Annotated in this window: 23 protein-coding genes; 13 read left to right on the top strand and 10 right to left on the bottom strand. The window is 62.1% G+C overall.

The window, feature by feature from the left end; genetic code table 11:
• Positions 1 to 12: 12 nt before the first annotated feature.
• The 5 genes from parE to OC71_RS06145 all read left to right on the top strand — a co-directional run bounded on the left by parE (position 13) and on the right by OC71_RS06145 (position 6,599).
• Positions 13 to 1,920 carry a DNA topoisomerase IV subunit B gene (gene parE, locus OC71_RS06165; protein ID WP_041065763.1) on the top strand — a complete coding sequence of 636 codons (1,908 nt, stop codon included), beginning with the start codon at positions 13 to 15 and terminating at the stop codon, positions 1,918 to 1,920.
• Entirely contained in the window at positions 1,920 to 2,909 is a 990-nt protein-coding gene (locus OC71_RS06160) for an esterase-like activity of phytase family protein (RefSeq protein ID WP_041065760.1), read from the top strand. Before parE ends, OC71_RS06160 begins: the two co-directional genes overlap by 1 nt.
• Positions 2,906 to 3,430, top strand: coding sequence for a TIGR02281 family clan AA aspartic protease (locus OC71_RS06155; RefSeq protein WP_041065757.1), 525 nt, complete (start codon positions 2,906 to 2,908; stop codon positions 3,428 to 3,430). Before OC71_RS06160 ends, OC71_RS06155 begins: the two co-directional genes overlap by 4 nt.
• A 7-nt stretch (positions 3,431 to 3,437) precedes the next feature.
• Entirely contained in the window at positions 3,438 to 5,702 is a 2,265-nt protein-coding gene (gene parC / locus OC71_RS06150) for a DNA topoisomerase IV subunit A (RefSeq protein WP_003221074.1), read from the top strand.
• 186 nt (positions 5,703 to 5,888) lie between these two features.
• Positions 5,889 to 6,599, top strand: coding sequence for a membrane integrity-associated transporter subunit PqiC (locus tag OC71_RS06145; protein WP_041065754.1), 711 nt, complete (start codon positions 5,889 to 5,891; stop codon positions 6,597 to 6,599).
• Positions 6,600 to 6,851: 252 nt separating this feature from the next.
• On the opposite strand, the gene OC71_RS06140 is transcribed toward OC71_RS06145, so the two are convergent.
• The gene (locus OC71_RS06140; protein WP_041065751.1) at positions 6,852 to 8,366 is read right to left on the bottom strand and encodes an AhpA/YtjB family protein; all 1,515 of its coding nucleotides are present in this window, start codon (positions 8,364 to 8,366) and stop codon (positions 6,852 to 6,854) included.
• Positions 8,367 to 8,500: 134 nt separating this feature from the next.
• Here OC71_RS06140 and serB point away from each other — a divergent pair, with 134 nt between their 5' ends.
• Positions 8,501 to 9,715: a phosphoserine phosphatase SerB gene (serB, locus tag OC71_RS06135; protein ID WP_007967407.1), complete on the top strand. Its 1,215-nt coding sequence runs from the start codon at positions 8,501 to 8,503 to the stop codon at positions 9,713 to 9,715.
• A gap of 135 nt (positions 9,716 to 9,850) precedes the next feature.
• Here serB and OC71_RS06130 read toward each other — a convergent pair whose 3' ends face one another.
• From OC71_RS06130 to OC71_RS06115, 4 genes are all read right to left on the bottom strand, one after another.
• Positions 9,851 to 11,605, bottom strand: coding sequence for a hypothetical protein (locus OC71_RS06130; protein WP_041065749.1), 1,755 nt, complete (start codon positions 11,603 to 11,605; stop codon positions 9,851 to 9,853).
• 142 nt (positions 11,606 to 11,747) lie between these two features.
• Positions 11,748 to 12,608: an archaetidylserine decarboxylase gene (asd, locus tag OC71_RS06125; protein ID WP_041065746.1), complete on the bottom strand. Its 861-nt coding sequence runs from the start codon at positions 12,606 to 12,608 to the stop codon at positions 11,748 to 11,750.
• Positions 12,608 to 13,441, bottom strand: a complete 834-nt coding sequence (rhdA, locus tag OC71_RS06120; protein WP_041065743.1) for a thiosulfate sulfurtransferase — start codon at positions 13,439 to 13,441, stop codon at positions 12,608 to 12,610. The genes asd and rhdA overlap by 1 nt, the downstream gene beginning before the upstream one ends.
• A gap of 42 nt (positions 13,442 to 13,483) precedes the next feature.
• Positions 13,484 to 15,022 carry an HDOD domain-containing protein gene (locus tag OC71_RS06115; RefSeq protein ID WP_041065740.1) on the bottom strand — a complete coding sequence of 513 codons (1,539 nt, stop codon included), beginning with the start codon at positions 15,020 to 15,022 and terminating at the stop codon, positions 13,484 to 13,486.
• Positions 15,023 to 15,188: 166 nt separating this feature from the next.
• On the opposite strand from OC71_RS06115, the gene motA reads away from it, so the two are divergent.
• Both motA and motB read left to right on the top strand, forming a co-directional pair.
• A complete protein-coding gene (gene motA / locus OC71_RS06110; protein WP_007952169.1) occupies positions 15,189 to 16,040 on the top strand; it encodes a flagellar motor stator protein MotA in 852 nt (283 codons plus the stop codon).
• A 3-nt stretch (positions 16,041 to 16,043) separates the two neighbouring features.
• On the top strand, positions 16,044 to 17,120 hold the full coding sequence (gene motB, locus OC71_RS06105; RefSeq protein WP_007967412.1) for a flagellar motor protein MotB: 1,077 nt from the start codon (positions 16,044 to 16,046) through the stop codon (positions 17,118 to 17,120).
• Positions 17,121 to 17,172: 52 nt separating this feature from the next.
• On the opposite strand, the gene OC71_RS06100 is transcribed toward motB, so the two are convergent.
• From OC71_RS06100 to rsgA, 4 genes are all read right to left on the bottom strand, one after another.
• On the bottom strand, positions 17,173 to 17,658 hold the full coding sequence (locus tag OC71_RS06100) for a toll/interleukin-1 receptor domain-containing protein (RefSeq protein ID WP_041065725.1): 486 nt from the start codon (positions 17,656 to 17,658) through the stop codon (positions 17,173 to 17,175).
• Positions 17,658 to 18,617: a caspase family protein gene (locus OC71_RS06095; protein ID WP_041065722.1), complete on the bottom strand. Its 960-nt coding sequence runs from the start codon at positions 18,615 to 18,617 to the stop codon at positions 17,658 to 17,660. Before OC71_RS06095 ends, OC71_RS06100 begins: the two co-directional genes overlap by 1 nt.
• A 2-nt stretch (positions 18,618 to 18,619) precedes the next feature.
• A complete protein-coding gene (locus OC71_RS06090; protein WP_041065719.1) occupies positions 18,620 to 19,027 on the bottom strand; it encodes a TIR domain-containing protein in 408 nt (135 codons plus the stop codon).
• 212 nt (positions 19,028 to 19,239) lie between these two features.
• Positions 19,240 to 20,271 (bottom strand): small ribosomal subunit biogenesis GTPase RsgA, encoded by a 1,032-nt coding sequence (gene rsgA, locus OC71_RS06085; protein ID WP_041065716.1) that lies wholly within the window; start codon positions 20,269 to 20,271, stop codon positions 19,240 to 19,242.
• A 107-nt stretch (positions 20,272 to 20,378) separates the two neighbouring features.
• Between rsgA and orn the strand changes: the two genes are divergently transcribed.
• Entirely contained in the window at positions 20,379 to 20,921 is a 543-nt protein-coding gene (orn, locus tag OC71_RS06080) for an oligoribonuclease (RefSeq protein ID WP_003221098.1), read from the top strand.
• A gap of 159 nt (positions 20,922 to 21,080) precedes the next feature.
• Positions 21,081 to 21,692, top strand: coding sequence for a trimeric intracellular cation channel family protein (locus tag OC71_RS06075; RefSeq protein WP_003221099.1), 612 nt, complete (start codon positions 21,081 to 21,083; stop codon positions 21,690 to 21,692).
• Here the strand turns inward: OC71_RS06075 and queG are convergent.
• A complete protein-coding gene (gene queG, locus OC71_RS06070; protein WP_041065713.1) occupies positions 21,674 to 22,753 on the bottom strand; it encodes a tRNA epoxyqueuosine(34) reductase QueG in 1,080 nt (359 codons plus the stop codon). The two genes, OC71_RS06075 and queG, sit on opposite strands and share 19 nt — an antisense overlap.
• A 63-nt stretch (positions 22,754 to 22,816) precedes the next feature.
• Between queG and OC71_RS06065 the strand changes: the two genes are divergently transcribed.
• The 3 genes from OC71_RS06065 to OC71_RS06055 are packed head-to-tail and all read left to right on the top strand — an operon-like array spanning position 22,817 to position 26,205.
• Positions 22,817 to 24,316, top strand: a complete 1,500-nt coding sequence (locus tag OC71_RS06065; protein ID WP_041065710.1) for a bifunctional ADP-dependent NAD(P)H-hydrate dehydratase/NAD(P)H-hydrate epimerase — start codon at positions 22,817 to 22,819, stop codon at positions 24,314 to 24,316.
• Positions 24,304 to 24,774, top strand: a complete 471-nt coding sequence (gene tsaE / locus OC71_RS06060) for a tRNA (adenosine(37)-N6)-threonylcarbamoyltransferase complex ATPase subunit type 1 TsaE (RefSeq protein ID WP_041065707.1) — start codon at positions 24,304 to 24,306, stop codon at positions 24,772 to 24,774. Before OC71_RS06065 ends, tsaE begins: the two co-directional genes overlap by 13 nt.
• 51 nt (positions 24,775 to 24,825) lie before the next feature.
• Positions 24,826 to 26,205 (top strand): N-acetylmuramoyl-L-alanine amidase, encoded by a 1,380-nt coding sequence (locus tag OC71_RS06055; protein WP_371260346.1) that lies wholly within the window; start codon positions 24,826 to 24,828, stop codon positions 26,203 to 26,205.

Raw genomic sequence — 26,205 nt, 5'->3', positions numbered from 1 at the left:
CGACGAGACCCTATGGCCACTCCCAGCGCTAGCTCTTATAACGCCGACGCCATCGAAGTCCTCTCGGGCCTCGACCCGGTGCGCAAACGCCCCGGCATGTACACCGACACCAGTCGGCCGAACCACCTCGCCCAGGAAGTCATCGACAACAGTGTCGACGAAGCCCTGGCCGGCCACGCCAAATCGGTGCAGGTGATTCTGCACGCCGATCACTCGCTGGAGGTCAGCGACGACGGACGCGGCATGCCGGTCGACATTCACCCGGAAGAGGGTGTGTCGGGTGTCGAGCTGATCCTCACCAAGCTGCATGCGGGCGGCAAGTTTTCCAACAAGAACTACCAGTTCTCCGGCGGTCTGCACGGGGTGGGTATTTCCGTGGTCAACGCCTTGTCGACCGAAGTCCGGGTACGGGTGAAGCGTGACGGCAACGAATACCAGATGACTTTCAAGGATGGCTTCAAGGCCACCGAACTGGAAATCGTCGGTACCGTCGGCAAGCGCAACACCGGCACCAGCGTGTACTTCGCGCCGGATCCGAAATATTTCGATTCACCGAAATTCTCCATCAGCCGCCTCAAGCACGTGCTCAAGGCCAAGGCTGTGCTGTGTCCGGGGCTGCTGGTCAGTTTCGAAGACAAAAGCACCGGCGAGAAAGTCGAATGGCATTACGAAGACGGCCTGCGCTCCTATCTGGTGGACGCGGTCAGCGAATTCGAACGCCTGCCGGACGAGCCATTCTGCGGCAGCCTGGCCGGTAATAAAGAAGCGGTGGACTGGGCGCTGCTGTGGCTGCCGGAAGGTGGCGACGCGGTGCAGGAAAGCTACGTCAACCTGATCCCGACGGCGCAGGGCGGTACCCACGTCAACGGTTTGCGTCAGGGCCTGCTCGACGCAATGCGCGAGTTCTGCGAATTCCGCAGCCTGCTCCCACGCGGCGTGAAGCTGGCGCCGGAAGACGTCTGGGAACGCATCGCTTTCGTGCTGTCGATGAAGATGCAGGAACCGCAGTTCTCCGGCCAGACCAAAGAACGTCTGTCGTCCCGTGAAGCGGCGGCGTTCGTTTCCGGCGTGGTCAAGGACGCTTTCAGCCTGTGGCTCAACGCCAATCCGGAAACCGGTCTGGCGCTGGCCGAACTGGCGATCAACAACGCCGGTCGCCGCCTCAAGGCGAGCAAGAAAGTCGAGCGCAAGCGCGTCACCCAAGGCCCTGCGCTGCCGGGCAAACTGGCTGACTGTGCCGGGCAGGATCCGATGCGCTCCGAGCTGTTCCTGGTCGAAGGTGATTCCGCCGGTGGTTCCGCCAAGCAAGCGCGGGACAAGGAGTTCCAGGCGATCCTGCCGTTGCGCGGCAAGATCCTCAACACCTGGGAAGTCGACGGCAGCGAAGTGCTGGCGAGCCAGGAAGTGCACAACATTGCCGTGGCCATCGGTGTCGATCCGGGCGCCACGGACATGAGCCAGCTGCGCTACGGCAAGATCTGCATCCTCGCCGACGCCGACTCCGACGGTCTGCACATCGCCACGCTGCTGTGTGCGCTGTTTGTCCAGCACTTCCGCCCGCTGGTGGATGCCGGGCACGTCTACGTGGCGATGCCGCCGCTGTACCGCATCGACCTCGGCAAAGAGATCTACTACGCCCTCGACGAAGCCGAGCGCGACGGGATTCTCGACCGTCTGGTGGCCGAGAAGAAACGCGGCAAGCCACAGGTCACCCGATTCAAAGGCCTGGGTGAAATGAACCCGCCACAGCTGCGCGAAACCACCATGGACCCGAACACCCGGCGTCTGGTGCAGCTGACACTGGGCGACGATTTTGCCCAAACCTCGGAAATGATGGACATGCTGCTGGCGAAGAAACGCGCCGGTGACCGCAAGACCTGGCTCGAATCCAAGGGCAACCTGGCCGAGGTGCTGGCCTGATGCGTTTTGGCTGGGCCTTGGCGGGTGCTTTGCTGCTGAGTGCGATGAGCGTGTCGGCCGAACCGCTGCAGGAGTTGCGCGTGCTCTCCGAACACCCGGTCGAAGGCATGCGTGGCGGCAACCTGTCGGGACTGGCCATGTGTGGCAGCGAGTTGTGGACGGTGTCGGACCGCGATGACGACCAGATCTATCGACTCAACACCGCCGATCAGGTCTGGCAGGCTGAAGCCTTGCACATCGACGTGCCTCTGGTGCCGGAGACCGGTTTGCCGTGGGGATTGCGCTCGCGCAATTGGGCCGCGTCGTTCGTGCGCGGTGGCGACCTGGATTTCGAAGGCATCAGCTGCGACAGCGCCGGCAATCGCTACATTGTCAGCGAGGGCCACGCGGCGGTCCTGCAAGTGCCCGTCAGCGGCCCGGTCAACTGGCTGAAGATTTCGCCGATGATGGTTCGCGAAGCGCGGGCCAGTGGCATGCTCCTGCATTTCAATGCGATCTTCGAAGGTCTGGCGATCAACCCGGCGGGCGATCAGATGTGGCTGGCCGGGGAACGGCAAAACCGTGGCTTGCTGTTGATCAAGCGTCAGCAGACCGTGTGGGATTGCGACGGTCGTTGCGTGCTGCTCAGCGAGGGCGGCAAGGAGATGCAGCCGCCGCAGTTCCCGCACGCCAAAGCGGTCGACCGCGACTTTTCCGACCTTTCGTTGTTCAACGGCAAATTGTTTACCCTTGAACGCAACGCCTTCCAGATTTGTCGGCGTGATGCGCAGACCGCCAAGGTCGAGCGTTGCTGGTCGTACGCTGCTGAACTGTTGCAGGCCAACCGCCGTTATTCGCAGAACTTCGGGTTGGAAGAGGCGCTGATCGTTGATGCGGAGGGGGCGTGGGTCGGCGTCGACAATAATTTCGGCCCGCGGGCTGACGGTGAGGTTCGGCCGATCGTCTGGCGCTTCGCCGCGCCTGAAGGTGGCTGGAGCGCCAAACCGTGAGTCAGCAACCGCCGGGCAAACGCGCCGGCCGGGTGTTGATGATTCTGGCCTGGTGCGCGGGACTGTTTCTGGCCACACGGTTTTTCGGCCAGTGGGAAGAACGTCAGCAGAATCCGAACGTGGTGGTCACGTCCGAGCAGCATGACGGCGTGGTCGAAGTAAAACTGGCGGGCAATGCCCAAGGGCATTTCGTCGCCAGTGGCCAGATCAACGGTGAGCCGGTGGAGTTCATGCTCGACACCGGCGCGACCGATGTGGCGATCCCGGCGGATCTGGCCAAACGCTTGAAACTGGAAGAAGGTTTCGGTGTGACCCTGAGCACGGCCAACGGCCTGAGCCAGGGCTACCGGACAAAGATCGAGCGCCTGCAACTGGGCGACATCGTGCTGCGGGACGTCCGCGCACTGGTGGCGCCGGGGCTGCATGGCGATCAGGTGCTGCTCGGCATGAGCGCCCTGAACAAACTTGAATTCACCCAGCGCGGTGGCACCATGCTGCTGCGCCAGACAACGAACCGATGAGGCCCGCATGAGCGACTCCCTTGATCTCAGCCTGGACGGTGTAGAACGCCGCTCGCTGGCTGACTTCACCGAAAATGCCTACCTCAACTACTCCATGTACGTGATCATGGACCGTGCCCTGCCGCATATCGGCGACGGTCTGAAACCGGTACAGCGGCGTATCGTCTACGCCATGAGCGAGCTGGGGCTGGACGCCGATTCCAAGCACAAGAAATCGGCGCGTACCGTCGGTGACGTGCTCGGCAAGTTCCACCCGCACGGCGACTCGGCGTGCTACGAAGCGATGGTGCTGATGGCTCAGCCGTTCAGCTATCGCTACACGCTGGTTGACGGTCAGGGTAACTGGGGTGCGCCGGACGATCCGAAGTCCTTCGCCGCCATGCGTTATACCGAAGCGCGCCTGTCGCGCTATTCCGAAGTGCTGCTCAGCGAGTTGGGCCAGGGCACGGCCGACTGGGGGCCGAACTTCGACGGCACCTTGCAGGAACCTTTGGTGCTGCCGGCACGTTTGCCGAATATCCTGCTCAACGGCACCACCGGCATTGCTGTCGGCATGGCCACCGACGTACCGCCGCACAACCTGCGCGAAGTCGCTACCGCTTGCGTGCGCCTGCTCGATGAGCCGAAAGCCACGGTCGAACAGCTTTGCGAACACATTCAAGGCCCGGACTATCCGACCGAAGCGGAAATCATCACCCCGCGCGCCGACCTGCTGAAAATGTACGAAACCGGCAAGGGCTCGGTGCGCATGCGCGCCGTGTACCACGTCGAGGACGGCGACATCATCGTCACCGCGCTGCCGCATCAGGTCTCCGGGGCCAAGGTGCTGGAACAGATCGCCGCGCTGATGCAGGCCAAGCCGTCTAAGGCGCCGCAGATCGCCGACCTGCGTGACGAATCCGACCACGAAAACCCGTGCCGCATCGTAATCATTCCGGTCAACAGCCGCGTCGATCACGAAGCGCTGATGCAGCACCTGTTCGCCAGTACCGAGCTGGAGTCGACCTACCGGGTCAACGTCAACATCATCGGTCTGGATGGCAAGCCGCAGCTGAAAAACCTGCGCGCATTGCTGGTCGAATGGCTGGAGTTCCGCGTACTGACCGTGCGTCGTCGCCTGCAATTCCGCCTCGACAAGGTCGAGCGCCGCCTGCACCTGTTGGACGGTTTGTTGATCGCTTACCTCAATCTGGATGAAGTGATCCACATCATCCGCACCGAGGAGCATCCGAAAGCCAAGCTGATCGAGCGCTTCGCCCTCAGCGAAATCCAGGCCGACTACATCCTCGACACCCGGCTGCGGCAGTTGGCGCGCCTGGAAGAGATGAAGCTGCGCGATGAGCAGGACGAGCTGCTCAAGGAACAGGCCAAGTTGCAAGCCTTGCTGGGCAGCGAAGCCAAACTGAAGAAGCTGGTGCGCACCGAGCTGCTCAAAGACGCTGAAACCTACGGTGATGATCGTCGTTCGCCGATCGTCGAGCGTGCCGAAGCCAAGGCGCTGACCGAACACGATCTGCTGCCGAACGAGAAAGTCACCGTCGTGCTGTCCGAGAAGGGCTGGATCCGCTCGGCCAAGGGCCACGATATCGACGCCACCGGCCTGTCGTACAAGGCTGGCGATGGTTTCAAGACCTCGGCGGCGGGGCGCTCCAATCAGTTTGCGGTGTTTATCGATTCTACCGGTCGCAGTTACTCGGTGGCCGCGCACACCTTGCCGTCGGCTCGAGGCCAGGGTGAGCCATTGACCGGTCGTCTGACCCCGCCGCCCGGCGCCACGTTCGAATGCGTGCTGATGCCCGAAGACGATGCGTTGTACGTGATCGCCTCCGATGCCGGTTACGGTTTCGTGGTCAAGGGTGAAGACCTGCAAGCCAAAAACAAGGCCGGTAAAGCCCTGTTGAGCCTGCCGAACAACGCCAAAGTTATCGCGCCGCGCCCAGTGGCCGATCGTGAGCAGAACTGGCTGGCCTCGGTCACGACCGAAGGTCGCCTGCTGATCTTCAAAATCAGCGATCTGCCACAATTAGGGAAGGGCAAAGGCAACAAGATCATCGGTATTTCCGGTGAGCGTGTGGCCAGTCGCGAAGAATACGTCACGGACATCGCCGTACTTCCGGAAGGCGCTACCTTGGTGCTGCAGGCCGGAAAACGGACCCTGTCGCTGAAGGCCGACGATCTCGAACACTATAAAGGTGAGCGTGGACGTCGCGGGAATAAACTCCCGAGGGGCTTCCAGCGGGTGGATGCGCTGCTCGTCGAAAACCTCAATTAGGCGAAAACGCCCCTCTAGAGGCGTCGAACTACGATTTAACGCGTAGATCGACGCTTTGGCGCTGGAGTCGGAACGCATATTCACGGATGATATGGCCTTTCCAAGCGCCGGCGTGGCCGAGCGTTCTTCATATTTATTGAGTATTTTCACTGTGGTCAGCCTTGTGGCGGCCACCTGGACGGGATGATGACTGCTCTGCGCCCTCTTATTTTCCTGCTCGCTGGCGTTTTGGGCCTGGCGGGCTGCAGCGTTCACCAGCCGGTGTCGCTGTATCAACTGGACAGCGGAAGTCCGGTTCAGCCTGCGCAAAGCGCTGGCATGGCGGTTTTGTTGGGCCCGATCGTCGTGGCCGATTACCTGCAACGAGAAACCCTGCTGCAGCGTCAGCCCGACGGCAGCCTGCAAGCTTCGACCGATGGTCGCTGGGCGGGCAGCCTTTCGTCGGATATCGATCAATTGCTGATGCGACAGGTGGCGGGTCATCTGGACAGCCAGCGTGTGGTGCTGGCACCCGCGACGTTGGGCTTCACGCCGGATGTGCAGGTATTGCTGACCATCACGCGACTGGATTCCGGTCAGAAACAACCGGCGATCCTCGATGCGCAATGGCGTCTGATCGACCGTCGTGGGCAGGTACGCGATAACCGCATCGTTCATCTGCAAGAGTTGCATGCCGGGACCACGGCTTCGCAGGTGCAAGCACAGGGGATTCTGCTGCAGCGTCTGGCCGAGCAGTTGTCGGTGGCGCTCAAGCCATTGGCCAACCAGCCGCCGGTGGCCGAAGCACCGCGCAAAGCGGCGCCAAAACCGGCCGCGCCGGCAGCGGATGCCGAGAAACAGCCAAAGATCCCGATGGCCTCGCCGATTCGTACCGATATGGAAGTGTTCCGCTTCTAAGTCTGCATCAGCGTCAAACCAGAGCCCGCCTTGTGCGGGCTTTGTTGTGTCTGGGGGCTGGAAATCTTTGCCGTCAGTGCGGGCCTCTTCGCGAGCAAGCTCGCTCCCACAGGTCTTGAAGGTGTTCACAAGGTCTGTGGCAGCCACCGTCCACTGTGGGAGCGAGCTTGCTCGCAAAAGGGCCGGTACAGGCAACAAAAAAGCCCGCAGACAATCACTTGTCTGCGGGCTTCTGTGCATCTGGCCTGAAGCTTACGCCCGGCGCTCATGCATCCGCGCCAGTTGCCGCTCGAGCATCGACGGATAAGGCTCCATCAAGCGCTCCACACAGCAAGCCCCCTCAGGGCTGGCGATCGGACGGATCCGCGCACGCTGGCGAATCAGCCCGTCGTCACCGATCTTGCGCTCGACCAGCAGCAGGTTGCGGCTGTGCTGCGACAGGGCCAGGGCATCCTGGGCCGAGTCGGTCAGCAGCAAGTCGATCTGGCTCAGACCGAACAGGTCTTCACCCAGGGTCAGGCCCAACTGCAATTGCAGGGTGATGCCGCTGTCGGCGACTTCGATCTGCAATTGATGGCCCAGCGCCCGCAGCAATTCACCGCAGCAGATCGCATTGGTCAGGTAGTCGTCACCGCTGTCTTCGGTGTGGAACAGCATCAGCGTGCTGCCGTCGTTCAGGGTTTCGATCTCGCCCTGATACAGCGAAGCGGCCTGATCGAGGCAATCGCGGTAGCGCTCCAGCAACTCTTCCAGACGGGCACGCGGCAGGCGCCGCAGTTGTTCCTGCGAGCCCAGTTGCACGGCCAGTACCGCGCTGTGCTGGGGCACGCTAGGCGTGGCCTTGCGCGTGATCGGTTGCGGCGCTGCATCCAGCGATTCGTCGCGCAGGTCAGCAAAAGCGTCGTCGTCTTCATCATCTTCAACGGTGCTGACCACATGGCGCGGTGCAGGTTTTTGCGCAGCCATCGGGCGGGTTTCGTCAAAGCTCGGGTCGCGCAGGTTGCGCACTTCGAACTCTGGCTCATCCTCTTCTTCGAACTCGGGTTCCGGCTCGGGCTCGGGTTTGGGCGCAGGCTCTGGGGCGAAGTTGGCGTGCAGCTGACGCGCCAGATCGCCGATCTCGTCCTGACGGTCGGTACCCGGGGTGTATTCGTCGATGTTGCGCAGCCAGACGCGCAATTGCAGCAGGGGCGTCGACAGATAGCGGCCCATGCGCAGACTCAGAGCCAGCGACAGCGCCAACAGGATCGCACTGAGAATGCCCATGCTCTGCAGACTGATGGTCATCGGCTGCTGAAACTGATCCATGTCCAGGCTGATGCGCAGTTGCCCGGCAGTCACGTCCTGGAAGGTGATCTTGCTCTCGTACATGCCCTCGGCTTCGCCCAACAGGCTGTGCTTGGGGCGCTGACCGGATTCGGCGAGGATGCGGTTGTCCACGCTATAGATGGCCGCGTGGGCCACCAGCTTGTTCTTGGTCAGGTTGTTGAGCAGCACGTTGAGGCTGAGGATGTCGTTGGATACCAACAGTTCAGTGGCGGAGGTGGCGGTCTGCGTGGTCAGGCTTTCGCCCAGCGCGTCGGCCTGCTCGTGCATGGCCTGCTTGAACTGCAAGCCCATCACCCCGGCATAGATCACCAGGGCCAGAGCGACCAGGATCACGTTATGGCTGGCAATGCGCAATGCAATCGGCACACGGCGATGACGCAGTGCACGGAAGATCAGCAGGAAGAAGTTATCGGTTTTAACTGGCGTGGGCCGGTTCACTGAGCTCGGCTCTTTTGTCCGTGAAGTTGACGCGCAGTATAGCGACAGGCCCTAGACCGGCAAAGCGCTCGCGGTGCCCGATGGTCACTGAAAGTGGGTAGAATGCGGTTTTTTTCCAGTTGCGGGGGTGCGCGTTGCGCGAAATCGTCCTGATTAACATCACGGGAGTCGACCGTCCGGGTCTGACTGCGGCCATTACTGGCGTTCTGGCACAAGGTGGTGTGAACATTCTCGACATCGGTCAGGCGGTGATCCACGACACCCTGTCGTTCGGCATCCTGGTCGAGATTCCCGACTCCGAGCAAGGCAAAGCCGTGCTCAAGGACATCCTGTTCAAGGGCTACGAGCTCGACCAGCAGGTGCGTTTCACCCCGGTGTCCGAAGAGGACTACCAGCAATGGGTGGGCAATCAGGGCAAGAAACGCCACATCGTCACCCTGTTGACCCGCAAAGTGACCGCCGGCCAATTGCAGGCGGTCAGCTCGATCACCGCCAAATATGGCTTGAACATCGACCATATCGACCGTCTGTCGGGTCGCATGCCGCTGGACACTCCGGCGGACAAGGGCAAGGGCTGCATCGAGTTCTCCGTGCGTGGCGAAGCGGCTGATCCGCAGGCGCTGCGTGCCGAATTCCTCAGCGTCGCGCAGGAGCTGAACGTCGACATCGCCTTCCAGGAAGATTCGCTGTTCCGGCGCAACCGGCGTCTGGCGGTATTCGATATGGACTCGACCCTGATCGAAGCCGAAGTCATCGACGAGCTGGCCAAGGCCGCCGGTGTCGGCGAGCAAGTCTCGGCCATCACCGAGCGTGCGATGGCGGGCGAACTGGACTTCCGCGCCAGCTTCAAAGAGCGTCTGGCATTGCTCAAAGGCCTGGATGTCAGCGTACTGGATTCGATTGGCGCCTCGCTGCGCCTGACCGAAGGTGCCGAAACCCTGTTCGCCGAGCTCAAACGCCTGGGCTACAAGACTGCGATCCTGTCCGGCGGCTTCACTTACTTCGCCAAGCAGTTGCAGGCCAAACTCGGCATCGACTACGTGTTCGCCAACGAACTGGAAGTGGTCGACGGCAAGTGCACCGGCGTGGCGATCGAACCGATTGTCGATGCCCAGCGCAAGGCTGACCTGCTGAAGGAGCTGGCCCATAAGGAAGGTTTGCGCCTGGAGCAGACCATCGCCGTCGGCGACGGTGCGAATGACCTGCCGATGCTGGCGATTGCCGGTCTGGGTGTGGCATTCCGCGCCAAGCCGCTGGTCAAGCAGTCGGCGAAGCAGGCGATCTCCACGCTGGGGCTGGATGGCGTGCTGTATCTGCTGGGCTTTCGCGATCGCGACGGGCAGCTCTGAGCCTGAGGCGGCCTCTGTGGCGAGGGAGCTTGCTCCCGCTGGGGCGCGAAGCGGCCCTGCTCTTTGACTCAAGAGAGTGGGACTGCTGCGCAGTCCAGCGGGAGCAAGCTCCCTCGCCACAGTTTCTTTAAAGCTTTAAAGCGATTTCCACAACGAGTGGAAATCCTCCTCGCCCCCGCCATTGCGTGCGGCCTCCAGCGAGCGATAGGCAAACTGATTGAAACTGTGCGTGCTCGCCACCCGTCGATCCAGCCCGGCGCGGTGTTCTTCGCCATGGGTGTTGATCAGTACTTTATTGCCTTCCTGAAACGGCAGGCGCGGGGCCAGCAAGGTCGCGGGCAAGTCGATGGCACTGATCTCGGGCAGCAGCAGGCCTCGCAAGTAGTGGCTGTGATCGTCCCGCGAACGCACCAGTTGCAAACCGCAGGGCTCGGCGTGCGGCGCCACCAGCTCAATGCCCATTTGCGGTCCGCCACCGCGTACCTGACGAATCCAGCGCACCACCGCAATGCTCCAGCCTTGATTCGAGCTGTCCTGAATCCCGACCATTTCCCCGGCCTGCAACTCGGCGGGCACCTCGTTCGGCCAGCCCAGGCAATAACCTCCGGGGCTATGGTTGATCACCGGCAAGGTGTAAGTCGGGTAGTGCGGAGTGTGGTCGGCTGTGCTGTCGTCTTCGCCGATATGGTCGTACTGAATCTCTTCGTACGGCAGAAATTCCTCAGCGCTGTTTTGCGGGGCGGCGTCGAACGCCTGGCTCCAACTGTCTTTTTCGCCCTTGGCCACCGCGCGGCTGAAGTTCGCCGCGCGGTGGCCGGGATGCTTGAGCAACTCACTGAAAGTGCGTTCGCCTCCCAGGTAGAAGTGCAGGGCGCTCATGCCGACGCACACGGTCAGGTTGCCCTGGCCGGGGGTGCGCTGAAAACTGCGCTCGGCGGTCTGGCCCCAACTGGCGTGCAGATGCTGCAGGGTGTCGAGGCTCAGTCCCGGCGGGACGGGCAGTGGCGTCGATGTTTCCTGATGCAGTAAATGCGCTTCGATGACATTCACCAGCGGCTGCGGATTGACGCCGAGCAGTGTGCCCTGTTGTTCTTGGCGAAACATGCTGCGGTAGCGCGGGCCGGTGTCCAGATCGGCGCTGATGGCGAACAGCCCGTCGTCCGGGCTGCCGGGATGCAGTTTGAGCAGGGCGCTCCACGGCTCCAGCACCTCAGCCAGTCGGGCGATCTGGTTCTGCCGCAGTTGATTGCAACGAGCGCTGCCCAGCAGCAGCGCGGCGATGTAGGTCTGCTCCAGGCTCAGCTCGCTGGTCAGGCTCGCCAGGTCGTCGTGCACCCGACGCTGCTGCAGTTGCAAGCCGCAGGCGCAGCGATATAACTGATGCAGCTCGAACCACAGTTGTTCCGGCGCCGGGCTATACAGCTGCGCGGCGCGCAGCAGTTGTCCCTTGAGCGCATGCGCAGCGCGTTGCAGGGCCTGACTGACCAGCGCCGCACGATCCTTGTGGTATTTGGGCACGATGCGCAGCACGATCTGTTTGTAACCGATGGCCAACTGACTTTGCAGCGCCTGACACAGGTTGCTGATCTTGCGCGAACGGTCATCGAGCATGATCGCCTGATGCAGGAAGTGCCGCTCCAGATGCTGGCAGACGAAATACACCTCGGGACGCAGCAGCTCCAGCAGTTGCAGGCGATTGTCACTGGGGGTCAGCAACTGGTTGAGTTCGCCCAGGCCTTGGTACAACTGGCGGGCGGTTTCGCCGATGTTGGCCTTGGGCAGGCCGGCGATCCAGCGCTTGAGGTCGCGCGGGGTGGCTTCGCAGAACGACAGGCGCGACTGCGTGGGAATCGGAGCGCTCAGCAGCGGGGGGGAGATGGTCTGGCTCATGCCAAAAACCATAGCAGCAAATGAGCATGTCGGCCTTCAACCGGTAGGAGCTGCGGCAGGCTGCGATCTTTTGATCCTGGTTTTTAAAAACTAAGTCAAAAGATCGCAGCCTGCGGCAGCTCCCACAGGGGGCGCCAATGGATCAGGCGTTTGGCAGCGCCAGAGCCTGGCCCATTTGTACTGGCGAACCGGCGACCAACTCTTCAGCCCATTTCACCTGATCCGGGCCAAACAGCACGATCGCGGTCGAACCCAGCTTGAAGCGTCCCAGTTCAGCACCTTTTTCCAGATGAATCGGCGCACGGGCAGCTTCGTCGTAGCGGAAGGTTTTCAGCTCGCGCTTCGGCGGGGTCACCAGACCGGCCCATACGGTTTCAATCGAAGCGACGATCATCGCACCCACCAGCACCACAGCCATCGGCCCGCGCTCGGTGTCGAAAATGCACGCCACACGTTCGTTGCGGGCGAACAGTTCCGGCACGTTTTCCGCGGTGGTCTGGTTGACCGAGAAAATCCGGCCCGGGATGTAGACCATTTCGCGCAGGGTGCCGGCCAGCGGCATGTGCACGCGGTGGTAATCCTTCGGCGACAGGTAAATGGTGGCGAAGTCGCCGCCCATGAACGGTGCGGCATTCGCCGCGTCACCGCCGAGCAGTTCCAGCACGCTGAAGCTATGGCCCTTGGCCTGGAACACGCGACCGTGTTCGATCGGGCCGAGCTGGCTGACCGCACCGTCGGCCGGGCTGAGGATCGCGCCCGGGGTCTGGTCCAGCGGGCGCGCGCCGTCTTTCAGGGCACGGGTGAAGAAGGCATTGAAGTGCTCGTAGGCGGTCAGGTCTTCGACCAGCGCTTGCGACATGTCCACCTGATAACGCTTGGCGAACCACTGGGTGAAGGCATTCTTGAACCAGCGCACGCGGCACTCGGCAATGCAGCCGGCCAGACGCGACAGCAGGTGATGAGGCAGCAAGTACTGGCTGAGGATAAACAGACGCTCTTTCATTAGTTGTCCTTAGAACCTTGAATCTCGACAGGCGTATCAGGGTGGTTGCCCCATTCGCCCCAGGAACCGGCGTAGCCCTTGACCCGCGGATAACCGAGGGACTTGGCCACCAGATAAGTGAAGCCCGACCGGTGATGGGTCTGGCAGTGGGTAATGATTTCTTTGTCCTTGGTGATCCCGAGGTCTTCGAGGATCTGCGGCATGTCCGTGCGGATCCGCAGCTGACGCGCCTTGTCCATGCCCGCCGTCCATTCGAAATTGACCGCGCCGGGGATGTGTCCGCCCTTGGCGGCCAGCACTTTCTCGCCGGAATATTCCAGCGGCCCACGGGCATCCCAGATCGCCAGATCGGCGGCGCCGAGTCGACTTTGCAGGTATTCGCGGGTGGCGGTCGGCCCTTCGTGCAGGGTCAGCGCCACCGGGCCGCCCACGGCAGGCGGCACCTGGATCGACATCGGCATGCCCGCTTCCAGCCACGCCGGCAGACCGCCGTCGACATAGTGGTATTTGTCGTGACCGATCACATCCAGGAGCCAGGTGAAACGTCCGGCCCAACCGCCGCCCTCGTCGTCGTAGACCACGTAGACCGCATCCTGGCGATGCCCCAGCTCACCGAACAACGCCTCCAGATCGGCTTTGGCCGGCAGCAGTCCCGGCGCCGGCGGCTGGCCGAGCTGGGTGCGTTTCGGGTCGACAAAGCGTGCGCCGGGAAGATGACCTTCGGCATAACGGGCAGGGCTGGTCAGATCCACCAGAATCAGTTCAAGGGAATCGAGACGCGGGAGCAGGTCGCTCGGCTCGATGACGAGCGGCAAGCCAGAGAAGTCAGACATGTGAGGTCTCCAGAGCACAAAGGGGGGGATTGTAGCGCAGCCTCATCGGCCACGGCTGCTAAAGCTGTGCAGGGCTTTCTCGATGCATTGTGCAGTTTTGCCGAATGCCTGCACGGTGATGTCGGCGAACGGCCCGCCGCCCTGATCGGCCACGACGATCATGATCACCCGGCCGTTATTGACCAGTGAGCGCAGGAACAGGTGCTCGCCACGGAACAGCGAACGCAGGCCCGGCGGCAACAATGCGGAAAACTGTGCGTTGTTCTCGGGGTTGATCCGTACTTGTGCCTGCTGCGCGAGTAGCCGCTGCAGGACTTTGCTCTGACTGACGACAAAATTCAGCGCGGCGGCTTCCTTCGGCAAACCGAAGGTCTGGTGTACGCGCAGATTGGACTGCGTGCGGTCGGCCATCAGAATCATCACCCGACGCATGCCGCTGGCGACCAGCGCATCGCGCGCGGCGACGGTCAGGCTCATGGCGTTGGTGAAGCGGCTCGGCTCGGCCAGCAGTTCGGCGCATTGTCGGCGCCATTGCGTCAGGTCCTCGGCATTCGGCGCGGCCGCTGGCAGCATCCCGGCCGGCAAACGATGGGTACCCCACGGCCACAATAATGAAACGGCCGGGTGCCACAGATCGGGCATGGCATGCTGGCGCGCACTGTTGGCGGCTTGCTGGTGCAACTGCTGCTGCACTTCATCCATCGAGATTTGCAGATAAAGGCTGGTCAGGTACTGCCAGCGCTCGCTGTGCGGACTGTCCCAGGCCTGTTGCGCCGAGAGCGCCAGACCGTTGGCCAGCAATACGGTGTTGGCCGGTTGATTGAGCCAGCGGCGCAAAGTCGGATCGTCATCGAGGCGATTCTGCTGGCGCAGCGGATGCTCGCTGTCGCGGGCGATACGCAGCACTTTCACCAGTTCGCGCTGTTCGCTGAGCAGCAGTTTATAGCCTTGCTGCACCCAGATCGGCAGGTGCCAGACCTGTACCAGTGCCTCGGCGATCTTCAGCAGGCGTACGCCAAACAGTTGCTTCTCGACCACCAGCGCCGATTCGCCCTTGTGGATAACCCGCAGCTCCCACTCTTCGAGCAACTCGGGAAACGTCAGCGCCAGCGGCCATAACGGCGACAGAAACAACAGGCTGCCCCAATGAATGTCCTGCCACAGGCGCGCGAGGCGACTGGCAAAAAAACCATTGGCCTGTTGTGTGGCGTGCTGGCTGATCATTTGCAGTTGGCGCAGGGCTTTGGGGATTTGCATCTGCGGTTCGACCGGCAGGCGCGCGAGCAATTCTTCGGTACGCGCCAGGCCCAGACGGTTGATCGCCACCTCGAGATTTTCCGCCGCAGCGGCCAGGGTGCCGTGGGTGTGACGATTCGCCTCACGGATGATGCTCAAGGCCAGTGCCGGGCTGTCCTGCATCAGGTCGGCAATGTCGCGCAGTGAACTGCGGTTGTCACGGATCGCGCGGCACACCTTGTCGTGAGCCTCTTGCGGCACGGGCAGCCGGACGCTGTCGAGCAGCTTGACCCAGCCTTCGAGGGTGGTCGGTTTTACGTGTGGGACGTTCGTTTCATTAGCCATGTCTGGACGGGATCTTCACTGACTGTAGACGCGCCCGGCATGGGCTAAATTGGCTTTTCGCCTGAACTGGCTATAGTCTGGCGCAGTTTTGCCGATAAGTAGAAGAAGAGATTTTTTAACTTCCGAATATGACCTTGAACCCGACTTAAGTAAGTACTTTCTACCTATGGCTAAAATTATCGGCATCATCGTCGTATTCGCGAGCGTGCTCGGCGGATACGTGCTCTCCCACGGCAAAATTGCCGCCCTGATCCAGCCCTTCGAGGTGATGATCATCGGTGGTGCGGCCCTCGGTGCATTCCTCCAGGCCAACCCCGGTTACATGACGATGCACGTGCTCAAGAAATCCCTGAGCATGTTCAGTTCGCGTTTCAGCCACACGTTCTATCTGGAAGTGCTCGGCCTGATCTACGAGATCCTCAACAAGAGCCGCCGCGAAGGCATGATGGCCATCGAAGGCGACATCGAAGACGCCGCTGCGAGCCCGATCTTCGCCAAGTACCCGGCCGTGCTCAAAGACGAGCGCATGACTGCGTTCATCTGCGATTACCTGCGCATCATGTCCTCCGGCAACATGGCTCCGCATGAGCTGGAAGGCCTGTTCGACATGGAACTCTACAGCCTCAAGGAAGACCTCGAGCACCCATCCCATGCGGTGAACGGCATCGCCGACGCCATGCCCGGTTTCGGTATCGTCGCGGCGGTACTGGGTATCGTGGTGACCATGGCGTCCCTGGGCGAAGGCGATCAGAAATCCATCGGTCTGCACGTGGGTGCGGCTCTGGTCGGTACCTTCTTCGGTATTCTCGCGGCCTACGGCTTCTTCGGCCCGTTGGCGCATTCCCTGGCCCACGATGCCAAGGAAGAGCTGAACGTCTATGAAGCCATCAAGGCTTCGCTGGTGGCGTCGGCTTCCGGCATGCCGCCATCGCTGGCGGTGGAGTTCGGGCGCAAGGTTCTGTACCCGGCGCACCGTCCAAGCTTCGCCGAGCTGGAACAAGCCGTTCGCGGTCGCTAAGTCATGGAAAATAATCAGCCGATAATCATCAAGCGCGTCAAGCGCATAGCCGGTGGGCATCACGGCGGGGCGTGGAAGATCGCCTTCGCCGACTTCGCCACGGCGATGATGGCGTTCTTCCTGGTGTTGTGGTTGCTGTCCACCGCAACGCCGGAGCAGAAGATCGCCATCGCCGGTTACTTCAAGGATCCGGTCGGCTTCTCCGAAAGCGGCACGCCGTACATCATCGATCTGGGCGGCACACCGACCCTGGCGCCGGAAAACACTCTCAACCCTGAAGTGAAATCGCAGCCGCAACCGGACAAGGTCACGGTCGACACCGAGCAGGTCGAAGGCATGGCCGAGCAGGTCGAGAAAGAACGCCTGGAACTGTTGCTGCAGGAACTGCAGAACAAGGTCGACGAGAACCCGCAGCTGCAGAAGTTCAAGGATCAGATCCTGTTCGAGATCACCCCGAACGGCCTGCGCATCCAGATCATGGACGCCGAAAACCGGCCGATGTTCGACTCGGGCTCCGCGCGTCTGAAGCCGTACTTCGAAGACATCCTGCTGGCCATGGCCGACACCATCAAAGCGGTGCCGAACAAGATCAGCATCAGCGGTCACACGGATGCCAAGCCGTACACCGGCACCGGTGATTTCGGTAACTGGGAACTCTCGGCCAACCGTGCCAACGCCGCGCGGCGTGCGCTGGTGGCAGGCAGCTATCCGGATTCGCAGGTGGCGCGGGTCGTCGGTTATGCCTCGTCGGCGCTGTTCGACAAGGAAAACCCGTTCAACCCGGTCAACCGCCGCATCGACATTGTGGTCCTGACCAAAAAGGCCCAGGCCGCCATCGAAGGTTCGCAAGGTGCCGACGCGGCCAAGCCAGCCGCCGAAGGTCAGAACGGCGCCGCTCCGGCGACGCCGGTCGATCCGAACGCGCTGCCGGCGGATCAGCAACCGGTGCCGGCCCACGAGTTGCGCGAACGCTTGAACCTGTTCGACGACGCCGCACCGAAACCGGCCGCGCCGGGGGCTGCGGCGCCAGCGCCAACAGCTCCGCCAGCCGCTGCACCGGCCCCCGCACCGAAGCAGTGACCAACAAAAAAGCCGACAGTGATGTCGGCTTTTTTGTGGCTGTCGATTGGCCTCAGAAACCGCGTCGAATGCGATTTTTCAGTTGTTCATGGAACAGATCGGCGTTGCGCTTATAGGTACCGCTGAAGGATTCGTTGCTCGAATCCAGCGTCATCGAACGCTTGCTCGACACTTCTTCACGATAGGCATCGATGAAGAAATTCAGATCACTGGCTGTGCTCAGCTTCGGCCACTTGTCCAGATACTCCGGCAACCGCGCGGGCCCGGTGCGGAACGAGCAGATCCGTCGGTTGCTGATGGTCGCTTCGCCGATTTCGAACGGCACCCACCACGACAGTGCGGTTTTCTCCGAAACCACCGCCAGCAGGTGTGTGCATTCGGTGATGTTGCGGGTGATCACCCCGGTGATGTCGTCGGTGGTCTGCGATTCCGGGTCGAGTACGTCGAGGTAGGTCTTGATGTTGGCCTGCATCAATTGGGCATTGATCGCCATGGCTTGCGGACGATCGATGTGGCGGTAGCTGATGAATACGGGCATCAGAAGTGTCCTTTTATGGCGAGTTCGCGGTAATAGGCGCCGAGCGCCGTGAGGCGGCAGCCGGTGGAGTGAAGCGCGGCGTAGTACATGTGTTCGGCATCCACCGGTTCGATCAGGCTGTGGCGGTTGCACATTTGCAGTTGCTTGAAGATGTCGCCGTGCTCGGGGTCGAACAGCGCTTCGGTGGGCTCGTAGCTGGGATCGAGCCGGAAGACGAAACTTGGCTCGGGGAACCAGTCCTTGAGTTTGCGCAGGGTTTCCTCGGCGATCAGCGGCGCGACTTCGCGCAGCGGCACGAACTGCGAGACATTGGTCTTGAACACCGGACGCTGTTCCCAGGCGCCCAGCGCATTGTCGACAAACGAATAAACGCTACCGGGGGTGACCTTGCCGAGTACGTTGGCAGCGCCACCGTGCAGCGCTTGCAGCAACAGATCCGTGAAGACGCCATGACCGCGACTCTCCACAGCGTACTGTTCTTTTTTGCAGGCCGTGAGAATGGTCACGCCTTCGCCGATCACACTGCTGCCGCCACGCAGATTACGCACGGCGCCTGCTGCGCCGGCCTGGCAGCAATCGAGAATGATGATTTTGTTCTTGATGTGCGGGGCCTTGTCGGCCCATTCCAGAATGTCGCTGATGCGGATCCCGTCTCCACCAGGCTGATAGTCCTGGGGAATCAGGAGTCCTTCGTCGATGCTGGTGTCGAACTGACCATGGCCGGCGAAGTACAGCAGTGCCACGTCACAGTCGCCTGAGAACAGGCTCTGGATCTGCTGTTTCATATGGCTGAGCGTGAGTTTTTCTTCGGCTGAAGTCAGCACTTTGCTGCTGAAGTTCGGTCGCCCGTTGGCGTGACGCTCCAGCACCGACGCCATGGCCATGGCGTCGTTGTTACAGCCGCTCAAGGGCGAGACGTGGTCGTAGTGGTTGATGCCGATAAACAGTCCTTTGCGCATGGTTACACCGCCGTGTGCAGACGAATCGCACTGACGATGCTGTTGGTGTTCCACGCGCACTCGGCGTGAGCCGCCTCACGCACGACAGTGGAAATGCGCTCGGCGCCGAACGGCTTGATCGCGATGATCACTTTGCCCATGCGCTTGGCGATCTCGATTTCCTTGTTGATCCACTTGCTGTAAGTCGAATACATCCCGGCCATGATCAGCACCGCCGAGCACGGACGAATCTTGTTTTCGATGGCTTCTTCAAGCTGCTTGTCGGTCTGCGCGCCCATGATCGGGTTGTGCGGCGGCACGGAAAAATTCTTGAAACTGAAATCCGGTCTGGCGCCGAGCAGGCGTACCAGATTGTCGTGGGCGTGGGCGTAGTTCCACGAATGGCTGATGAACAAATGGTAGGTCTGCATGGGGTTCCTCGAAGGTCGCGAAGGTGCGAAGGAGGACCCCAATCTAGGCATCTGACGCGGGCCTACAAGGGCTGGGCGGTGAAAGAGAAATGTCCTGCAAACAGGTGCGGGCGGGTCCGTCAGAAGAGTCTGACGTTTAACGGAATCGGGGATTTGTCAGGCGTGGTCCGACATCCGGCAGCCCTCGGGCGAGAGGCTGCCGGTGCAGATGTTTAGTAGCCGTTTTCCGGCAGGCTGGCGATGATCGAGCGGTAGCTGTTCATCCGCTGCTGCTGCACGCGGCCGTCTTCCAAGGCCTTGAGCAGTGCGCAACCGGGTTCGCGATCGTGTTTGCAGTCGCGGAAGCGGCAGGTGCCGAGCAGGTCGTTGAACTCGATGAAACCGGCTTCGACGTCGGCGCGGCTGACGTGGCCCAGGCCGAATTCACGGATACCCGGGGAGTCGATCAGCTCGCCGCCGCCCGGGAAGTGGAACAGGCGTGCGGTGGTCGTGGTGTGCGTGCCCTGACCGGACAGCTCCGACAACGGGCCGACACGGGTTTCGACTTCCGGCAGCAGGCTGTTGACCAGCGACGACTTGCCGACGCCGGACTGGCCGACGAACACGCTGATGCGCCCGTCGAGCTGCTTCTGCAACTGTTCCATGCCATTGCCGTGATGCGCCGAGACTTCCAGCACCGGATAACCCAGCGTGCGGTACACCGCCAGCAGGGCATTGAGCGCCGGGGCGTTTTGCTCGTCGATCAGGTCGAATTTGTTCAGCAGCAGCAACGGGCGGATGCCGGCGTGTTCAGCGGCCACCAGGTAGCGGTCGATCAGGTTGGCATGCGGCTCGGGCAGTGGCGCGAAGACAATGACGATCATGTCGACGTTGGCAGCGACCGGCTTGAGCTGGCCACGACTGTCCGGGCGGCAGAGTTCGGTGGTGCGCGGCAGTTGTGCGACGATCACGCCGATGCCCTGGTTGCCGGCGCGCCAGACCACCCGATCACCGGTCACCAGCGCCGGCAGGTTGGCGCGCAGGTGGCAACGGAATACCTGACCGGCCAGATCGCCGTCCACAGCCTCGACCTCGACCTGCACCCCGAAGTGGGCGATCACCAGGCCGTGTTGCTCAGGCCCCAGATCGCCGCCCTCGAGGGCTTCGACCGCCGAGGACTCGCGTTTGGCGGCGCGGGCGGCGCGCTCGCCCTGAATCTTTTCGATGCGCCAGTTTTGACGACGATTGAGTTGGCGTTTGGCCATGGGTGTTCCGTCTGAAGAATGCAGCGATTAGGTAAAACGGCCGCGAGTTTAGCACGCCCGGGCACCGGCCTAGGCTAAACTGCGCAGCATTGCCTAGGAGCCCGAATATGCAAAACCCGCAGAACCTGATCTGGATCGACCTGGAAATGACCGGTCTGGATCCGGAAAACGACGTCATCATCGAAATGGCCACCATCGTCACCGACAGTGACCTGAACACCCTGGCCGAAGGCCCGGTGATCGCCATTCACCACAGTGACGAAGTGCTCGCCCGCATGGACGAGTGGAACACCCGCACCCACGGCAACTCGGGCCTGACCCAGCGCGTGCGTGACAGCCGTATCAGCATGGCCGAGGCCGAGGCCGAAACCATCGCTTTCCTCGAGAAATGGGTACCGAAGGGCAAGTCGCCGATCTGCGGCAACAGCATCTGCCAGGATCGTCGCTTCCTTTATACCCACATGAAGGCACTGGAAAGCTACTTCCACTACCGCAACCTCGACGTGTCGACGCTCAAGGAGCTGGCCGCACGCTGGGCACCGGACGTGCGCGACAGCTTCAAGAAGGGCAGCACGCACCTGGCACTGGACGACATCCGCGAATCGATCGCCGAGCTGCAGCACTACCGCAAGCATTTCATCAAGTTCTGATGTTGCACCGGGCCACTTGGTGAAACTGTAGCGGGGAGCGCTTCGCGCTCCATCGGGGATGAATCCCCTCGCCACAGGTTTTGAGGGGGCGCTTACCGCCCCCTTCTGGTGCGGCGCTGAAATGGCTAGACTGCGCGCCTTCCTGCCAGGACCGCCACCATGTTGCTGATGCTCTATCTGATCGCCATTACCGCCGAAGCCATGACCGGCGCGCTGTCTGCCGGACGGCGCGGCATGGACTGGTTCGGGGTGGTGCTGATCGCCTGCGTCACGGCGCTGGGTGGCGGTTCGGTGCGTGATGTGCTGCTTGGGCACTATCCGCTGACGTGGGTCAAACATCCGGAATACTTGGTGCTGACTTCGGCCGCCGCAATGCTCACCGTGTTCACCGCGCGCTGGATGCGTCACCTGCGCTCACTGTTTCTGGTGCTCGACGCGGTCGGCCTGGTGGCGTTCACCCTGATTGGCTGCATGACTGCGCTGGAAATGGGCCACGGCATGCTGGTGGCCTCGGTCAGCGGCGTGATCACTGGAGTGTTCGGCGGCATCCTGCGCGACATTTTCTGCAACGACATCCCGCTGATCTTCCGCCGCGAACTGTACGCCAGCGTCTCGTTCGCCGCCGCGTGGTGCTACATGCTCTGTCTGTACCTGAATGTACCAAGCGAGCAGGCGATTCTGATCACCTTGTTCGGCGGTTTTCTGCTGCGGTTGCTGGCCATTCGTTTCCACTGGGAAATGCCCAAGTTCGTCTACAACGACGCACCTTGACGTTCAGTGTGTTGTTTCAGCGCCCACTCGACGTGCTCACGCACCAGCTCTGATGGGTAGTCACGGCGCGCCTTCAAGGCTTCCAGTACCGGAATGCTCGATGGCGCGTTGCCCAGGCCGACCGCCAGATTGCGCAGCCAGCGCTCGTAACCGGCGCGGCGCAGCGGTGAGCCTTCGGTGCTGCTGAGAAATTTGTCCTCGTCCCACATGAACAGCTCCGCCAGTTCGGCGTTGTCCAGGTTGTGCCGTGGCTTGAAATCGCTTTCCCCGGATGGGCGGGCGAAGCGGTTCCACGGGCAGACGATCTGGCAGTCGTCGCAGCCGAACACCCGATTGCCGATCAGCGGGCGCAGGTCTTCGGGGATGGCGTTTTTCAGTTCGATGGTCAGGTACGAGATGCAGCGCCGGGCGTCCAGCACATAGGGGCCGACGAAAGCATTGGTCGGGCAGATGTCCAGGCACGCGGTACAGCGCCCGCAATGTTCGCTGCTGTGCGGTTCGTCCACGGGCAGCGGCAGATCGACAAACAGTTCACTCAAGAAGAAATAGCTGCCGGCCTTGCGGTTCAGCACGAGCGTATTTTTACCGATCCAGCCCAGCCCGGCCTGCTCGGCGATGGCTTTTTCCAGCACCGGGGCGCTGTCGACGAAGGCACGGAAACCGAACGGGCCGATCTGCGACTGAATCTTGTCGGCCAATTGCTGCACACGTTTACGGATCAATTTGTGGTAATCGCGGCCCAAGGCATAACGCGAAACGTAAGCTTTCTCCGGTTGCGCCAGCATTTGCGCCATTTGCGTGTCGCCGGGCAGGTAGTCCATGCGCAGCGAAACTACACGCAACGTGCCGGGAACCAGTTCCTCCGGATGCGAGCGTTTGCTGCCGTGGGCGCCCATGTAATCCATTTCGCCGTGGTAGCCGGCGGCGAGCCAGCGCTGCAGATGCTGCTCATGCTCGGCCAGGTCCAGACCGCTGATGCCGACTTGCTGGAAGCCCAGCTCGCGGCCCCAATCTTTGATCGATTGGGCGAGGGCGGGCAGATCTGTGGTGATGGCGGACATGAGGCGAGAGAAACCGGAGCTGAGGTGCGTATAATTCTGCCAGACATCGGAGCCCGAAGACGCATGCCGCACACGAAAGATGAATTACCCGACGCGCTGTATGGCGCCGCGCAGGTGCGAGCACTCGATGCGCGGCTGATCGCTGCGGGTACGCCGGGCTTCGAATTGATGCAGCGCGCCGCTCATGCGACCTGGCGCGCATTGGTGCGACAGTGGCCTGCGGCGAACCAAATGACTGTGCTTGCCGGGCATGGCAACAACGCCGGTGATGGTTTTCTGATCGCCGCGCTGGCGCACCGTGCCGGGTGGGCGGTGCGGGTGCTGGCCGTCGGTGATCCGCAACGCTTGCAGGGCGACGCGGCGCAGGCTTATGCGCAGGCCATCAACGATGGTGTCGCCGTGCAGGGCTGGACCGCGCACAGCGAGCTGCGCGGGGTGATTGTCGATGCCTTGCTCGGCACCGGGCTGACCGGCGATGTGCGCGAGCCGTATGTCGCCGCGATCAAGGCAATCAATGCCAGCGGCCTGCCGGTGGTGGCGGTGGATATTCCTTCCGGACTGTCTGCCGATACCGGGCATGTTCTCGGCGTTGCGGTTCGCGCCGACCTTACCGTGACCTTTATCGGCTTGAAGCTCGGCCTGTTCACCGGTGATGCGGCGGATCAGGTCGGGGCGCTGGTGTTTAACGATCTGCAAGCTGCCGCCGACATCTACCGTGACGCTCCTGCCAGCGCTGTGCGCCTTGCGACGGCTAATCTTCCACGACTGGCTGCGCGTGCGCCCGCTGCGCACAAGGGGCGCTTCGGGCATTTGCTGTTGATCGGCGGCGATCAGGGATTGGGCGGGGCGATTCTGCTCAGTTCCGAAACGGCCCTGCGCAGCGGCGCCGGGATGGTGTCGCTGGCAACCCGGCCGGAACATGTCCCGGCAGCGCTGACGCGGATGCCGGAAGTCATGGCGCTCGGCACGTCGTCGGCCAATCAGTTGATGGGTCTACTGGAGAAGGTTTCGGTGCTGGTGGTAGGCCCGGGTCTCGGCCAAGCGAGCTGGGGCCGGGCGCTGTTGTCCGCCGCCGCCAATGCGCAGTTGCCGCAGGTATGGGACGCCGACGCGTTGAATCTGCTGGCAAGCGGTTTTGTCAGCCTGCCCAATAATTGCGTGATCACTCCGCATCCGGGCGAGGCGGCGCGCCTGCTGGGAATCGATACCGCCCAGGTGCAGGCAGACCGCCCGGCAGCCGCGCGGGCGTTGAGCAAAAAATATTCGGCCGTCGTCGTGCTCAAAGGCGCCGGCAGCCTCATCGCCCATCCCGATGGGCGTCTGGCGCTGTGTCATCAAGGCCATCCGGCCATGGCCACCGCTGGTCTGGGCGATGTACTCGCCGGGTTGATCGGGGCGCTGCTGGCGCAGGGCATGGACGGCTACGATGCCGCGTGCCTCGCAGTCTGGCTGCACGCCAATGCCGGCGCGCAACAAGGTAAATTCGGCCGTGGGCTGGCGGCCAGTGATCTGATTCCAGTCATTCGTCAGTTGTTGGAGGAGCATGCACCGTGTCTGAAGTAACCCTGTACCTGGCCGATGAACAGGCCATGAGCGACTTTGGCGCACGGATCGCCCGCGTTACCCGGGGCCACGGCCTGATTTTTCTCGAAGGCAACCTGGGCATGGGCAAAACCACTCTGTCGCGGGGCATCATTCGTGGCCTGGGGCACGTTGGCGCAGTAAAAAGTCCGACCTTCACCCTGGTCGAACCCTACGAAATCGGTGACATCCGCGCCTTCCACTTCGACCTGTATCGTTTGGTCGATCCAGAGGAGCTGGAGTTTCTCGGCATCCGCGACTATTTCGAAGACGACGCGCTGTGCTTGATCGAGTGGCCCGATAAAGGTGCAGGCTTTTTGCCAAAGCCTGACCTGACCATTACCATTAGCCCGCAAGACAGCGGGCGTTCGCTGAAATTGTTATCCCAGGGCTCGCGTGGCGAGGCCTGGTGTGCCGCTTTGGCATTGGAATCCAATTAAATGATGGGGTTAGGTATGCGCTTTCGCGCGTTGGTGGCTGCCGTTGGACTGATGTTGATGGCAGTGACCGTCAACGCTGTGGCCGAGACAAAGGTCAACAGCGTGCGCCTGTGGCGGGCGCCGGACAACACGCGACTGGTCTTCGACCTGAGCGGCCCGGTGCAGCACAGCGTCTTCACCCTGACCGCACCGGATCGGCTGGTGATCGACATCAACGGCGCTACCCTGGGTGCGCCGCTGAAAGTCTCGACCGCCAACACGCCAATCACCGCGATGCGTTCGGCCCAGCGTACGCCGACCGACCTGCGGGTGGTCATCGACCTGAAAAAAGCCGTCACCCCGAAAAGCTTCTCGCTGGCGCCGAACGCGCAATACGGTAACCGTCTGGTGGTCGACCTGTTCGACAACCCGGCCGATGCGGCGCCGCCGCCAGCTCCGACGCCATCGGTCGCCACCGTGCCGGCAGTGCCGGTGACACCGTCGGAACCGGCGATCAAACTGCCACCGGCCCCGGCCGGCAAGCGCGACATCATTGTGGTGATCGACGCCGGCCACGGCGGCGAAGACCCGGGTGCGTCCGGCTCGCGCGGCCAGCGTGAGAAAGACGTGGTACTGCAGATCGCCCGCGAGCTGCAGCGTCAGGTCAACGGCATGAAAGGCTTCCGCGCCGAACTGACCCGGACCGGCGACTACTTCATCCCGTTGCGAGGTCGTACCGAAATCGCCCGCAAGAAGGGTGCCGATCTGTTTGTTTCGATCCATGCTGACGCCGCGCCATCTGCAGCAGCCTTCGGTGCATCGGTGTTTGCCCTGTCCGATCGCGGCGCCACCTCGGAGACTGCCCGTTGGCTGGCTGACAGCGAAAACCGTTCCGACCTGATCGGCGGTGCCGGCAACGTCAGCCTCGACGACAAGGACCGCATGCTCGCCGGTGTGTTGCTCGACCTGTCGATGACCGCTTCGCTGACCTCCAGCCTCAACGTCGGTCAGAAAGTCCTGACCAACATTGGCCGCGTGACCCCGCTGCACAAGCAGCGGGTGGAGCAGGCCGGCTTCATGGTGCTGAAGTCGCCGGACATCCCGTCGATCCTCGTCGAAACCGGATTCATCTCCAACGCCAACGAAGCGAACAAGCTCTCGGCATCGAGCCACCAGCAGGCGCTGGCCCGCTCGATCAGCAGCGGCGTGCGCCAGTTCTTCCAGCAGAACCCGCCACCGGGCACCTACATTGCCTGGCTGCGTGACTCCGGCAAGATCGCCCAAGGCCCGCGCGATCACCGCGTGAGTCCGGGCGAGACGCTGGCGATGATCGCCGTGCGTTATCAGGTGTCGCCCGCGACGCTGCGCAGTGCCAACAACCTCAGCAGCGATGAGCTGAAGATCGGTCAGCACCTGACCATCCCTGGCACCGAACTGGCGTCCAAAGAATGA

This window comes from Pseudomonas sp. W15Feb9B, assembly GCF_000828175.1.
GTDB classification, from domain to species: Bacteria; Pseudomonadota; Gammaproteobacteria; order Pseudomonadales; family Pseudomonadaceae; genus Aquipseudomonas; species Aquipseudomonas parakoreensis.
Note: the sequence above shows the minus strand (reverse complement) of the source record. Positions and strands in the feature narration are given on the sequence as shown.

Coding starts and splice junctions, on each gene's coding strand:
- parE (WP_041065763.1), top strand. CDS start 13: ATGGCCACTCCCAGCGCTAGCTCTTATAACGCCGACGCCATCGAAGTC.
- OC71_RS06160 (WP_041065760.1), top strand. CDS start 1,920: ATGCGTTTTGGCTGGGCCTTGGCGGGTGCTTTGCTGCTGAGTGCGATG.
- parC (WP_003221074.1), top strand. CDS start 3,438: ATGAGCGACTCCCTTGATCTCAGCCTGGACGGTGTAGAACGCCGCTCG.
- OC71_RS06145 (WP_041065754.1), top strand. CDS start 5,889: ATGACTGCTCTGCGCCCTCTTATTTTCCTGCTCGCTGGCGTTTTGGGC.
- OC71_RS06130 (WP_041065749.1), bottom strand. CDS start 11,605: ATGAGCCAGACCATCTCCCCCCCGCTGCTGAGCGCTCCGATTCCCACG.
- asd (WP_041065746.1), bottom strand. CDS start 12,608: ATGAAAGAGCGTCTGTTTATCCTCAGCCAGTACTTGCTGCCTCATCAC.
- rhdA (WP_041065743.1), bottom strand. CDS start 13,441: ATGTCTGACTTCTCTGGCTTGCCGCTCGTCATCGAGCCGAGCGACCTG.
- OC71_RS06115 (WP_041065740.1), bottom strand. CDS start 15,022: ATGGCTAATGAAACGAACGTCCCACACGTAAAACCGACCACCCTCGAA.
- motA (WP_007952169.1), top strand. CDS start 15,189: ATGGCTAAAATTATCGGCATCATCGTCGTATTCGCGAGCGTGCTCGGC.
- motB (WP_007967412.1), top strand. CDS start 16,044: ATGGAAAATAATCAGCCGATAATCATCAAGCGCGTCAAGCGCATAGCC.
- OC71_RS06100 (WP_041065725.1), bottom strand. CDS start 17,658: ATGCCCGTATTCATCAGCTACCGCCACATCGATCGTCCGCAAGCCATG.
- OC71_RS06095 (WP_041065722.1), bottom strand. CDS start 18,617: ATGCGCAAAGGACTGTTTATCGGCATCAACCACTACGACCACGTCTCG.
- OC71_RS06090 (WP_041065719.1), bottom strand. CDS start 19,027: ATGCAGACCTACCATTTGTTCATCAGCCATTCGTGGAACTACGCCCAC.
- rsgA (WP_041065716.1), bottom strand. CDS start 20,271: ATGGCCAAACGCCAACTCAATCGTCGTCAAAACTGGCGCATCGAAAAG.
- orn (WP_003221098.1), top strand. CDS start 20,379: ATGCAAAACCCGCAGAACCTGATCTGGATCGACCTGGAAATGACCGGT.
- OC71_RS06075 (WP_003221099.1), top strand. CDS start 21,081: ATGTTGCTGATGCTCTATCTGATCGCCATTACCGCCGAAGCCATGACC.
- queG (WP_041065713.1), bottom strand. CDS start 22,753: ATGTCCGCCATCACCACAGATCTGCCCGCCCTCGCCCAATCGATCAAA.
- OC71_RS06065 (WP_041065710.1), top strand. CDS start 22,817: ATGCCGCACACGAAAGATGAATTACCCGACGCGCTGTATGGCGCCGCG.
- OC71_RS06055 (WP_371260346.1), top strand. CDS start 24,826: ATGTTGATGGCAGTGACCGTCAACGCTGTGGCCGAGACAAAGGTCAAC.